Origin of the sequence: Actinoplanes italicus (genome assembly GCF_003001815.1) — a bacterium.
Classification (GTDB): domain Bacteria; phylum Actinomycetota; class Actinomycetes; order Mycobacteriales; family Micromonosporaceae; genus Actinoplanes; species Actinoplanes italicus.
Map to the genome: position 1 here is coordinate 254,495 of NZ_PVMZ01000003.1, position 12,265 is coordinate 266,759.

The 12,265-nt window shown below is 64.7% G+C and carries 14 protein-coding genes; 3 read left to right on the forward strand and 11 right to left on the reverse strand.

The window, feature by feature from the left end; all coding sequences use genetic code 11:
• Positions 1 to 9: 9 nt before the first annotated feature.
• The 8 genes from CLV67_RS08940 to CLV67_RS08975 form a co-directional block, all read right to left on the reverse strand.
• Positions 10 to 249 carry a helix-turn-helix domain-containing protein gene (locus CLV67_RS08940; protein ID WP_106316706.1) on the reverse strand — a complete coding sequence of 80 codons (240 nt, stop codon included), beginning with the start codon at positions 247 to 249 and terminating at the stop codon, positions 10 to 12.
• A gap of 160 nt (positions 250 to 409) precedes the next feature.
• Entirely contained in the window at positions 410 to 2,359 is a 1,950-nt protein-coding gene (locus CLV67_RS08945; RefSeq protein WP_106316707.1) for a DUF3987 domain-containing protein, read from the reverse strand.
• Between the two features lie 31 nt (positions 2,360 to 2,390).
• Positions 2,391 to 2,642, reverse strand: coding sequence for a hypothetical protein (locus tag CLV67_RS08950; RefSeq protein WP_203737045.1), 252 nt, complete (start codon positions 2,640 to 2,642; stop codon positions 2,391 to 2,393).
• Positions 2,643 to 2,782: 140 nt separating this feature from the next.
• Positions 2,783 to 4,954: a cell division protein FtsK gene (locus CLV67_RS08955; protein WP_106316708.1), complete on the reverse strand. Its 2,172-nt coding sequence runs from the start codon at positions 4,952 to 4,954 to the stop codon at positions 2,783 to 2,785.
• Positions 4,955 to 5,049: 95 nt separating this feature from the next.
• Positions 5,050 to 5,394, reverse strand: coding sequence for a hypothetical protein (locus CLV67_RS08960; protein ID WP_106316709.1), 345 nt, complete (start codon positions 5,392 to 5,394; stop codon positions 5,050 to 5,052).
• A 17-nt stretch (positions 5,395 to 5,411) separates the two neighbouring features.
• Entirely contained in the window at positions 5,412 to 6,005 is a 594-nt protein-coding gene (locus CLV67_RS08965) for a DUF2637 domain-containing protein (RefSeq protein WP_239166254.1), read from the reverse strand.
• A complete protein-coding gene (locus tag CLV67_RS08970; RefSeq protein ID WP_106316711.1) occupies positions 6,005 to 6,229 on the reverse strand; it encodes a hypothetical protein in 225 nt (74 codons plus the stop codon). Before CLV67_RS08970 ends, CLV67_RS08965 begins: the two co-directional genes overlap by 1 nt.
• A 13-nt stretch (positions 6,230 to 6,242) precedes the next feature.
• Positions 6,243 to 6,482, reverse strand: a complete 240-nt coding sequence (locus CLV67_RS08975; protein ID WP_275414897.1) for a DUF6284 family protein — start codon at positions 6,480 to 6,482, stop codon at positions 6,243 to 6,245.
• 638 nt (positions 6,483 to 7,120) lie between these two features.
• Between CLV67_RS08975 and CLV67_RS08985 the strand changes: the two genes are divergently transcribed.
• From CLV67_RS08985 to CLV67_RS08995, 3 genes are all read left to right on the forward strand, one after another.
• Entirely contained in the window at positions 7,121 to 7,474 is a 354-nt protein-coding gene (locus tag CLV67_RS08985) for a GntR family transcriptional regulator (protein ID WP_106316712.1), read from the forward strand.
• A gap of 74 nt (positions 7,475 to 7,548) precedes the next feature.
• Positions 7,549 to 8,226, forward strand: a complete 678-nt coding sequence (locus tag CLV67_RS08990; RefSeq protein WP_106316713.1) for an NUDIX hydrolase — start codon at positions 7,549 to 7,551, stop codon at positions 8,224 to 8,226.
• Positions 8,223 to 8,633: an NUDIX hydrolase gene (locus CLV67_RS08995; protein ID WP_106316714.1), complete on the forward strand. Its 411-nt coding sequence runs from the start codon at positions 8,223 to 8,225 to the stop codon at positions 8,631 to 8,633. Before CLV67_RS08990 ends, CLV67_RS08995 begins: the two co-directional genes overlap by 4 nt.
• Here the strand turns inward: CLV67_RS08995 and CLV67_RS09000 are convergent.
• The 3 genes from CLV67_RS09000 to CLV67_RS09010 all read right to left on the reverse strand — a co-directional run bounded on the left by CLV67_RS09000 (position 8,630) and on the right by CLV67_RS09010 (position 12,003).
• Complete coding sequence (locus tag CLV67_RS09000; RefSeq protein ID WP_106316715.1) at positions 8,630 to 8,965, reverse strand: hypothetical protein; 336 nt, start codon at positions 8,963 to 8,965, stop codon at positions 8,630 to 8,632. The two genes, CLV67_RS08995 and CLV67_RS09000, sit on opposite strands and share 4 nt — an antisense overlap.
• Positions 8,965 to 9,459: a nucleoside-diphosphate kinase gene (locus CLV67_RS09005; protein ID WP_106316716.1), complete on the reverse strand. Its 495-nt coding sequence runs from the start codon at positions 9,457 to 9,459 to the stop codon at positions 8,965 to 8,967. The genes CLV67_RS09000 and CLV67_RS09005 overlap by 1 nt, the downstream gene beginning before the upstream one ends.
• Positions 9,460 to 9,564: 105 nt before the next feature.
• Positions 9,565 to 12,003: an NACHT domain-containing protein gene (locus CLV67_RS09010; RefSeq protein ID WP_170153791.1), complete on the reverse strand. Its 2,439-nt coding sequence runs from the start codon at positions 12,001 to 12,003 to the stop codon at positions 9,565 to 9,567.
• Between the last annotated feature and the right edge of the window lie 262 nt (positions 12,004 to 12,265).

Below are 12,265 nucleotides of genomic sequence, written 5' to 3' on the forward strand. Positions count from 1 at the left end.
CGTTGCCTCCTACGCGGCCTGGTCGTCGCGCTGCGACTCGCGCAGCTTGGTCACGTACTCCGTGAGGCATTCGACCGGGATGCGGCGGAGCCGGCCGATGGTCACGGATTCGATTTCGCCGTCCATGACGAGCGAGTACATGAGGGTCCGGCCGATGCCGAGCCGGCGGGCGGCCTGCTCGATCGTGAGGACCAGTCGGATGGGTTCGGTGGGGATCTCGGCGGCTTCGCCGCTTGGATCGGCTGTCATCCGGTGAGTGCCTTTCGAGAGGTGATCAGGGGTAGTCGCCGGGGAGGACAGGCCGGGCGGGGACCTCGCGGGCCGCTCCGCAGAATCCGCGATATCCGCGCAATGGCTGCGGGCTGGTCGTTCTGCGGATTCCGCGGATTGTGCGGACGGCCGGGGCGGATCATGAGGCCCGTCCGGCGCTGATCGGCTGGACCGTGCCCGCTGGCCGGAGGACTTCCGGGTGGACGAGCCATCCCGGTGACGGCGCGCGGCCGGCGCCACGGCGCTCGGGCGCTGGCGCTGGCCGTAGGTAGCCGTGGGCGACCAGGAGGTTGAGCACCGGGTCGAGGTCGGCGGCCTTGCGGAACCTGCCGCGCGACAGTGCGGTGAACAGGTCGCGCTTGGTGAACCGCTCCGTCTGGGAGCGCTCGATCCAAGCCAGGACGTGCCGGGCGTCGTCGACCAGCGGATCGGCGCCCATGTCGTCGAAGGCGGTCAGCGCGTGCTCGGCGAAGTAGGCGCCGATCGCTGTGGCCTGCTCGAATGTCACGGCCGAGATCGGCTCGTCTGGCCCGCTTGGTAGGTGCTCGGCGAGGTGGAGGAGTCCGGCGATGCGGGCGACGGCTCCGGCGTACTTGCTGCCCCAGTCGACGATGTGCGCCCACGTCCCGGACGGCGCGAGCCGCGGTTCAGTGTCGCGCTCAATCGCCAACATGCGTTCGTTGGCCGCAGAGCTCAATGGCAGGACGGCAGGCTCGGCCAGGCCGGCCAGTCCGACTACCAGGGCGGTCAGGTTCTCGGCGTACGCGTCGGCGATGGCGCCCGGGATCGGGTCGGCGCCGATGCGTCGGCGTCCGACCGTGTTTTCCGGGACCGCGAACAGGATCCGGGCGAGCAGGCCCTTGCCGCGGAATCCGGGCATCTGAGCGATGTCCCGCAAGACCTCGGGCTGTACGGCGAGCCCGAGCGTGAGCGCCGGCCGGTCGACGTGCTCGGCGGGCCGGGATCGCCGGTCGACGCGGAGCATGTCGCCGGCGTGGCCTTTGAGGAAGACCTCGAGATTCGGCGCTCCCGAGTAGCGGCCGGCCAGGGTGGCGAAGATCCCGCCCTCCGGCGAGAGGACGGCGAGCCTGCCGCCCTGCTCGGCGAGCAGCGATGCGGCTTGCTCGCTGGTGACGTCGTCGGCGACCAGGCGCGGCAGAGCGGGAACGGTGATCGTCTCGGCAGCCATCGCGGCGGCGGTCGCGTCCGCGAGAAGCCGATCCCGGCCGCCCGCGTCGACTGCGGCCGCCGCAGCGTTCGCCGCACGGTCGGCGGCTTTGGCGGCGACGCGGAGCGCCAGCTCGGCCTCGACGATCGCCGGCCGGGTCCGCTCGATCAGCACCGACTCGGCAGCGAGCAGGGGACGAACGAGCGCCGTGAAGACGGCCGACTTCCGCGACCCGGGAGGCAGGACAACGACGGTGAACAGGTTCGCTGGCTCTCGCCACGACCCGCGGATCTCGATCTCGGCCCGCCCTCCCGCAGCGGTCGAGAGAGCGGCGAGCGCGATGCACCCGGAGAGGTCCGCGGGTGTCTGCGTGAACTCGGCGACGGCGGCAACCATCTCGGCGACCCACGACGGCAACGCGTCGACCGGGAACGGCCTCGGGGCACGCCGAGCCGACAGCGGGATCGGATCCGGCCAGGCCTGCGCCGGAGCGGCGTCGAGCATCGCGCGGCCGGCCGCGAGGACATCCTCGGTGTCGGCGCCGCTACCGGCGAGTTGGGTGAGTCGGCTACCGAGGTCGGCGACCTCCCGGCGTCGCGCGTGCTCGGCGACGATCCGGGCGTAGTGCGGTCCGTTCGCCGTGGTGGGTACGGCAGCGATGAGGGTGTGGAGGTAGGGCACTCCGCCGAGCCGCCCGATCGATCCGAGGTCGGCCAGGTGCGCGGCGACGGCGATCAGGTCCCCGGGCTCTCCCGCAGCGTGCAGCCGGGTCAGGACTCGCCACAGTTCGGCGTGCACCGGGCGGTAGAAGTCCTCGGGCTGCACGACGCGCGCCAGGTCCGCGATGAGGCGCGGAGCCAGCAGGACGGAGCCGATGACGGCTTGCTCCGCGGCGATGTCGTGCGGGGGAGTGCGAGTCACTGTGTGAGATCCCGTCGATCGAAAGGGCAGGTCAGCGGGTGCCATCGCGGTGCACGCGGGCGAGATCGTTGAAGAGCCGCCGGCCGAACCGGATCCGGATCCCGGTCGCGTCGCAGCGCCGGCAGGCACGGCTCCGCAGGCCACGCCCGGTACCGAGCCGCCCGCGTCCGGAGCACTTGCGGCAGGTCCCGAACGGCGAAGCCGCGCAGACGGCGGCATAGCTGAGAGTGATGATGATCAGGGCGGGGCAGAGCAGGCTAGCGGCGAGTCGAAGGGAGTCCACTGATGCCCTCCAGGGCTGTTTTAGGGCGCGGCAGGGTATGGGCGCTAGAGCGCTAGCGTCCTGGTGAGGTCGGTTTTCGAGGGCTAGCGCTGCCGCTAGATCTAGCGCTTGACGGGGCTAGATCTAGCGGCGCGCTAGCGCTATGCGGCGCGGCGCCGCTGGTTACGCTCGGCGACCGCAGCCGCGATGTCCTCGCGGTGCACGCCCTTCCGGTTCGCCTTTTCGCCGGTCACCGGATCGCTTCCCCACACCTGCCGACCGACCGGGATCCCGAACGGCTTGAGAGCCGCCGCAACCTGCTCGGGCTTCCACCCGGCGTACGTCTCGGGCCGAAGCTCGCCGAGCCGCGCAGCGAGGGTCTCCGACCAGATCTTGGGCTCACTGGCCGGAACCACGGTCAGCACGTCGTCGAGAAGTGACGCCGCAGGACCAGGAAGCGCCAGAGCATCGCCGGCCGCGCGCCCGGTGAGTGTGCCGCGCGCCTGGCGGAGTGCGTGAGCCCGCGTGATCACCGCGTCGATGTCGGCGAGCGGCGTGCGGCTCGTCCGGACGGTCACGGCCTCCTCGACCGCGCCCGAGTCGTCGGCACCGAGCAGGATGCCGACCCCCTTGTGGGCGCGCTGGAGCCGTGACGAGTCGTGTCCTGCTGTGTAGGAGCCCGCCCCGAGCACGGCCTCGGAGGACTGCCAAGTCATCGTCTTGAGCGCGAACCGCGTACCGATGTTGTCGCGCAGGTCCGTCGGAACGGCCTTGCCGTCCGGCTTCTGCGTGGCCAGCGAGATCATGAACCCGACCGACGGCCCGACCTTGCACAGCTCGGTCAGCAGGCTCACGATCTCGTCGCCGTAGAGCGGGTGCCCGCTGTAGCGCTGGAACTCATCGATCGACACGAGCACCGGCCAGAGCTTCAGCGAGCGTCGCTCGGCGATCCCCCGGGTCACCTTCGACTCCGGGCAGATGTCCGCGGGCAGGGTCGCGATCGTGTCGTATCGCCGGTTCATGTCGACGACCAGCGCACGCAGATCCTCGACCAGGCCGAGCACGACCTCGTCCCGCACACCGAAGCCGACCCGGTGAGCGATCCGCTCGAAGGCCCGCCAGTCCTGTCCACCCTTGCCGTCGTAGATGTGCAGCTCAACGATCGGATCAAGCGCACAAGCGAGGGCTGGCAAACGAGCGGCGAACGTCTTGCCCATCCGCGGAATCGCCCCGATCAGCAGCGACGTGAACATGAGCTGCAACGCGACGATCCGCCCACGCTGGTCCTCACCGAACGGGAACGGCTCGAAGACGTCCACTACACCCTTCAAGATCAAGGGCCAGAGGCCAGAGGGCTTCGCGTACGGGTCTTCGTCCGCCACCCACAGCGCCAGCCGCCGCGCCGACCCTGCCGCGCCACGGACCCGCTCCGGCCACACCTGAACCTCATCGAGGTCGAGTCCGGCTGCGAGATCGTTGCGCTTCTTGATCGCCGTGTCGGCCTTCACCGAGAACGGCAGATCGATCACGGCACGCCACCCAGGACCGTCCCGCATGATCGGCGCCGGGAAACTGATCAGGTCGTCCGGCTTGCACAACCCAGCGGCCAGGAACGCCCGGGTGAGCACGTCAGCCGTGAGTTTGCGAACGCGCGGCTTTACAGCGGCGACGTCCATCAGCGGCTTGTCAGCAGGCGAGCCGGCCACTCCGAGTAGACCGATGAGAACCGCGAGTACGGCGTACCGAATCTCCTGTGTCGTTGAAAGAACCAGGAGCGCTCCGCCGATCGCGCCCACCGAGAAGCCGAAGGTCAGGATCAGCGCGCGGAGCCGCACCCGGGCATCACGCTGGCGGGACAGCTTCAGATATTCGTCAGCGTCCTCACGCCGGACAGCAGCGAGCCGCACTGGCCGCCCCTCGGCGTCCGAAGCCCACCGAGCCGTCCCCGCAACCGCCCGGACCGCTCCGCGAGGAGCACGGACCACCAGGCGACCGGCGTAGAGCGGCGCCCGAAGCAGGTGATAGGCGCTGACGTGCGTGTAGTGGCCGACGATCCAGCGAGCCAGGGCGAGTGCCTCGCTCTTGGAGCGAAGCCAGGCCGGAACGATCGGGCGCCGGCCCGCGGCTGCCTCAGCCCACGAGACCCGCGAGTCCGAGTCGGGAGGGTCGACGAGGATCGGCTCGTCTCCGAGTTCGTCGCGTTCGTCGTCGACGTCCGCGGTCCAGTCGTCGGGCTGTCGCCGGCGCCGCGCGGTACCGAGGTCGACGACATCGCCGACCTGGGCTTCCGCGGCAGTCCAGTCGAACTCGCCGTCCGGGGAAGGGGTTGCCATGATGGAGATTCCTCCAGGAGGTCTGAAGACCGAAGGGGTGAGGCCGGGGCGCGGCCGATGGTTTGCGAGGCCGGGAGGCCGCGCCCCGGGCAGAGTCAGATGTCAGGCGCCGCGTCGTCGCTGGGCGCGATGAGTTCCGGAAACGCCCCGATGTCGAAGGCAAGGACGAACCCGGCGACGGCCGGCGGGAGGTCAACATCGATGTCCGGCTCGGTGTCGTCGGCCGGGTGGATGGTCAACTGATTGCTGCCGACAGCCACGCCGAGCACACCGGGCAGGATCGCGGTCAGGAAGACGGCGATCGGGCAGGCACCCGAGTCGTGACGCCGTCCGAGCCAGTTGCCGTTCAGCAGCGTCTCGGCGATCTCCTCGGAGTTCTCGCCGAGAACCTGTAGGGCGAGCGTGGCGTGGTACTTCAGAGGGATCTCGATCTCGAACATGGGGCTTCTCCGATCGGTCAGGACGCGGCGGCGGACAGATGGCGGCGGACAGTGCGGTCAGTGACGCCGATCCGTTGAGCGATCTCCTGAGTGCCGAGATCGGGATGCCGGGACCGAAGCCGCGCGACCGCCGTGGCCGTCTTGTTCGCGCTGCTCGCCGGACTCTTGGCGCGGACAGCAGGTGCCTTCGCGATGTCCGCGACCGTGTCCGCTTCGGTGTCCGCCTGCTTGACCGACGTATTCAGCTCGACCAGGCAGACGGACGCGACCACGACCAAGCCGTCAACGCACAGCGGGATCAGGTACGGCACGGCTCCGACCTCGCCATACCGGGCCACGACTCCGACCATGTGGCCGTACGACACGAACGCAGCGATAGCCGCCAGAGCGCCCGTCGCCGTCCGCCGTACGACCGCGAGCCAGCCCTTCCGCACCGGAACCCGGGAGATCAGGTCGACAGTCAGCAGCAACGCCAGCGGCGGCCACGCCGCGATCGTCTGGCTGATCGGATTCGGTTGAGCGTGCAGGATGTTGGCGGCGACCGAGGTGGCCACCCCGAGCAGCAGCACAGCCCGCACACCCCACCGAAGCCGGGACAGCTGGCCGGCCATCACTTGCCGCCTCCCAGCGAGCGGCCGATCGAGGTGAGACCGTCGCGGACACCGTCGACCAGTGCGTGAGCCGGTTGCGCCAGGACACCGTCACTTCCGGCGATGACCAGGCCGAGCATCAGGGCACAGATGACGGCGAAGACGATCCGCCCCCGGGTCTTGCGGTCGATCAGGAGCATCCCGATCGCCGCGATCAGCATCGTCGAGAAGACGCCGAGACTCATGGCCGGCCCCCGCTCAGGCTGCGTCGTCGATCGAGCGGAGGTAGCGCTCCAGCAGAGCGACCATCTCGCGGAGGACACGGTTCTGAGCCCGGCGAAGCCGGCGGTAGTCGAGCTGGGTCGGCTTCGACTCAGCGGTGAAGAACAGGATCTCGGCGTCGACCAGCGCGAGTTCCGCCTCCAGGAGGCGCTGTTCGCGCTCGATGGCGTCGAGGTGGGCAGGGGTCGGCTCTTCAGGCATCGGATCGCGGTACACGGAAGTCCTTCCGGTCTGATCCCGAGCCGAATACAACCTCGCGTTGTAGTCATAGGCGCACGCTACAGCTCGACGTTGTATTCAGGCAAGGCGATCACTCTGAACAGGGAGATGGAGAGCGCATCGCACGCAGCGATGCAGGGCGCAGATCGCGTAATCTCACCGGCGATGAGCGAGATGAGCGGCGAACTGCCGGACGACTGGTGGACGACTGACCTCGTCTTGGAGTTCCTGCGCTCAGTTGGCGCCGAGATCACTCGCCCGACGTGGGCGGCTTACGTCTCTCGCGGCCAGGCGCCGGCGCCGGACCGCATGTTCGGCCGATCGCCGGCCTGGCGTCCCGCGACGATCCGCGAGTGGCAGGCTTCCCGCCCGCGTCGCGGGTCGGAGTAAGCGGCTCCGAGCATCTGTTCCTCACCTCCTTCGCTGGCGCCGTTTCTCGGTAAGGCCAAGTAAACCGAGGTTTCCGCGCACTGCCGATGAGGCAGGAACCCATCACCGATGCACCTCTGATGCATTGGTGATGCACGATGCCTGTGAGGCGGCGAAATGCCGCTGATAGCACAGTTGTCAGATTTGCGGCACGTCTAGACGTATATACGTCCACCGGACCATTCCACTCGACCTAGCGTGACCACATGATCACGCCGGACCGCGAAGGGACTGCCTACCGGCAGCTCGCGAACGTCCTGCGTGAGCGCATCAGCAGCGGAGCCTTCACCGCGGGGCAGCGCCTGCCGTCCGAGAAGGATCTCCACGACGAGTTCGGGCTGGCCAGAGAGACCGTGCGCCGCGCGCTCGCGATCCTTCGGAGTGAAGGACTGATCGAGGTTCGCCACGGCTATGGGACGTTCGTCGTCGAGACGCCGGTCAGCATCCAGCTCAGTCCCGGCGACAGTGCCACGTCATCGACGGCCTTGACTGTCACCCGCTCGGACGGTTCGACCGAGGTCTATCCGGCAGGCACAATCCTCACGGTGGCCGACGGATAGATGCCCGTTGACCTGCGCCTCAGTCAGTCGGCGAGGACGGGTCTGCGCATCTCACCTGCTCAGCGGGGCTTGTCATGAGCCAACCCGCTCGGGACACCGTCATCGACCAGTGGACCGGCCGCCACGCCATCGCGCTGCAAGCCGCTCTCCGCATGTCGCAAGACGAGCTGGCCGCCCTGATCGGTGTCGCCAAGCGCACCATCGCGTCCTGGAACGAACGGCCGGACATCGTGATCCGCCCCGAGCTGCAACGCGCCCTCGATACCGCCTATGAGCGCGCTGCCGAGCCGGTGAAGCTGCGCTTCGCCCGTCAACTCAAGGCCGACGACGACGCCGAAGCCCAGGCCGTCAGCAACGTCGTAGCGCTCACCGTCGCGATCGCGATCGTGGTGAAGGACGCGGAGGTCCTGCTCGTCTGCCGGCGCGACGCCGATCCCGGAGGACTGGACTGGCAGTTCCCCGCCGGCATCGTCAAGCCAGGCGCGAAGCCGGCCACCGTCGCGAGCCGCGAGACGCTCGCCGAGACCGGAATCCACTGCTCGGTCCGTACCGAGCTGGGCGCACGGATCCATCCGCTCACGGGCGTCAACGCCCGCTACTTCCTCTGCGACTACCTCGCCGGCGAGGTCGAGAACCGAGACGCCGTCGAGAACGCGAGCGCCCTGTGGGTGCCGAGCCAGAGGATCACTCGCTTCATCCCAGAAGAACGGATATACGCGCCGATTCTGCGCGCCTTGGAAGGGGAACAATGAGCAACACCGACAGCACCGAACGTCCGCCGATCGCCGCAGCGATCATCGTGCAGGACGGCCAGGTGTTGATGGCTCGCCGCAACGTCAAGGAAGGCCAGCTGTCCTGGCAGTTCCCGGCCGGCGAGGTCGAGGCCGGCGAGACCGGCGAGGATGCCGCGGTCCGCGAGGCGCTGGAGGAGACCGGCCTCACCGTGCGTGCGACCAAGGAACTCGGCGAACGCGTCCATCCGAACACCGGCCGGACCATGGTCTACATCGCGTGCGACGTCGTCAGCGGAGAGGCCTACGTCGGCGATCCGGAAGAGCTGGCAGAAGTGGCGTGGTGCGACCGCGCCACCCTTGCCGCTTACGTCCCGTATCCATTCTTCGGCCCGGTGCAAGAGCACCTGGACGCGAACCTCAGCTAAAGCCGGCGACCGGCCTCAGCCGGATCGAGGAGGTTGGACAGCCGCCACCGGACCACATCGTCATGGAAGTGGTCCGGGAGCGGAACTCCGCCCACAGACGAGCGGGTCGAGACCACATCGTCGAGCGTCGCCGAAGGCAGTACCTCGGCGAGCGCCAGGCACTCGGCAGCGAAGTGTTCAGCCTCCGAGCAGAGCCCGATCCACTTCAACCGGATCGCCAGCGCGTAGGCGAATTCCGCCGCCGCGCGGTGGTCTCCCTGCTCGCGCGCCTCTTCGTAGCTCTGCCGAACCTCACTGAGCGCCGGCAGTTCCTCGACCTGCTCGTCAACCATTAGAAGACGTACTTCTCAGCGACGGTCTGGTAGTCGAACAGCTCAGAGGAGTCGAACCACAGGTCAACCTCGTACTTGGCCTCTTCAACGTTGCCCGAGGCGTGGATGAGGTTGGCAGCAACGATGTGCTTGGCCTCGGTGTACGCCTTCGACGTGTGCGCGAAGTCCCCACGGATCGTGCCCGGAGCAGACTGGTTCGGGAAGGTGACACCGACCAGGCGCCGAACGTTGGCAACGGCCTCAACGCCTTCGAGGACCAGGGCGATGACCGGCCCGGTCTGCATGAAGTTGGCCGTCACGTCGAAGACCGACTTGCCGAACCGCTCCTCAAGGTCGAAGTAGTGCTTGCGCGCCAGCTCGGCGTCGATCTGCACCATCTTCGTGCCGACAACCTTCAGGCCGGCGTCCTCGAATCGCTGAACTACGCGGCCGATCAGGCCACGAGCAACGGCATCCGGCTTCAAAAGTACGAGCGTGCGCTCAATGCTAGCCATTTTACTACTCCCGATCTCAGCAAGAGAAGCCCATGATATCCCACGCTAATCCTTGCCTGGTGAGGTATGTCCTCGTATCGAAGTGCGAACTCGATACTGCCTCATCTAGTTGATTCTATCCAGGAATTCAGTTGAAAAACCGTTTGCGGCAAGCTTTGCCAGTAGCTCCTTTGCGCGAGCCGTTCTTTGAGGATCCTCATCCTCCGAGAATTCCGTTATTGCCCGTATCGTCTCTATCGCGCTCCCATCGGCAGTAAGTCGATAGAGTAGCCTTCCTCCATCTGGCGTTTCAAAGGTTTCGCGACGCTCGATCAAGCCATTAATTAATTCTCCGCCTCTCATCGCGGCGGCGAAGCCCAACTCGGCGTGATTTGACCGAACTACTAGGCCATAGATCGCCATTGCTGCGAACACTTCAGAGCGTTCAAGAGCGTAGAAGTGGTCGATGGATGAATGCGACATGCGAGACCGATTGAGGCGTCTTGAAACGGCCGCACTCATGCTACTGGCGATTTCGAAAGCCACAGGCGCAAATTCTTCGGGATGTAATTCCGGGGCGACGAACGCTAGAGCTCTCGCTGCGTCACTGGGGGAATGCTCGGCGAGCTTCATAGCGTATTCTAATAATTGTTTTGGTCGAAGGTCGATGCCTGGCAGTCCACCCGAGATGTACTTCTCTGGGACTCCAGTCAAAGGAAGTCGAGAAAAGTGTTCGAGTAGCAGCCGATGGTGAAAGAAGTAGCCGCCGCCGATTCGAAAGGTTATCATTGCGGTCGTCGTAAATTCTAGGAAGTCTAATAAACGAAGGGGAGCAAGCCTAAATCGCGCGAGATAGACACGGGTGACCCAATATTGAACGTATGCCCGACCGTTGCCTAGATAGGCCACAGCTGCTCCGAGCCCGATGCCAGCTACAGCGGCGGCTATACCGTGCCACCATGCAAATATTATTGCAGTTGGCAATGCCACAGAGGCTGACATGAGTACCGTTGACCATGCAGCAACGCGGATACTTCCCCCAGGGGGAAGATTATTAGGTGCCGTACTGTCAAGAGTCTGGAATAACGGTGCCGAGATAAGCAGCCCTAGCACAATACCGACAGCTCCAGCGAATCCGCTAATAAGCCATAGAGCAGACAAAAATGGCTCGCTAGAGAAGGCTCCGAAAAGTAAGCCCGGGACCAAGCCGATCACGAAAAATATGAAACCAATAATTCCGGACAGTGCTAGTGCAGGAATCCACCATTCGGCAACCTGACTGGCAACCTGACTGGCTACACGCATCTGGCGGTTAGGTCCTTCTGCAAAAGGCACGTCAGTGCCGCTACCTAACGCCATAGTTAGGCTGACGGATATGCCGAAGACAGACCCGATAATGAATCCGGCCAGTGATCCATACATTAGCCCAAATACAATACCGCTGCCGAGGCCGGTGAAAACGCCTGCGGGAAGCGCTGAAAGGACGATGGCGCTCCGTCTGCTTGATGCTGAGGGGAGCCAAGATGCATTGATGAATTCCACGTAGAAGACCTGCTCGAACCGTTGGCCTAGGCCTCGCGCTAGGTAGCTCAGCCAGCGAACTGCATGCTCGCTAGAGAATTCCTTGTTAACGTTAGATTTGCGACGTAGTGCCCGCTTGATGAAGGTTTCAAATAGGCGATGTCGGCGTTCGTCTAAGGAATCGCCGAGTCCAATGTCGCCCGCCTTTGATCCCTGGTAGGCAGAAATTGTGAGACTAAGTATGAAGGGGTTATTAAGTAGCTCCCACAACGTAGGATCTGCTTGCAAAGCTTCGTCTACTCCTGCAACGGAATTGCCGATTCGCCGCAGGTAATCATTCACCTTTTCTCGTGTGAGTGGTTGAACGCGAATAGTCACAGGAAGATCGAGACCTACTTCAAGTGCGTCGTTCTCCGCTGCTCGACTGCACACAACCAATGGTAGAAGGCGGAAGCTATTTCGGAAGTCGCGGATAGCTTTTGCGCATGCAGGTCGATGAACGGAGACTACTTCATCTAAGCCATCGAGCAGCGGCAGAATCATTTCCTCGTGGATCCACTTTTCGGCAACCTCCCGGCGTACTCCGTACCAGTCGCCAACCAGTTCGTCGGCCAGCCATTCGGCCAACGGCTTGCGTGTGACGGCCCAAGAGGCAAGTTGGAAGACGACGGGTATTGGTTTATCCTTGTCGCTTCTGGCTGCGTCGAGTAGGTGTTTCGCGAGATCCAGCAGCATTGTTGTCTTGCCAGCGCCGGCCGCGCCAATGATCAGCAATGAGCCATGTTCTTCTAAAGCATTTACAAGATCTGAACCGCTGCTTAGGTTGACAGCCGTATGCCCCGGAGTTTCAACTAAGGAATGCCAAGGGTATACCTGAGTGTCGACAGAAGTTTCGAGGTCTAGGTCGATGTAGACTTGACGATAAATGGACTTTTCGAGAATGCCGGCAACCCAGATTCGCCAAACCTGTTTAACTAGGGCTTCCCGAATGTTTTCCAGCCTTTCGCTACTCGTCGAAGGTCCTTGATTGCTGAGCTGGTGCATTCGGACTGCTAGCACTATTGCTAAAAGTACGAGCGTGGCTAACGTTGGCCAAGATATCCAAAGGTGTGACTCCCATTTATCTGGCAACACCTCCGTAGCTATATTTGTGGTGATGCCAATAAGTACCGCAACAAAATTTGCCATGACTACTAGGAGTAGGATGCCGGTTGCCCGTCGCCCGGGTCGCATTTGACTCCTCCTGTCCTTGACTCGGGGTTCAGGCTACTTTTTGAAGAATTGCTGATCGTGCAGTCGGACGACA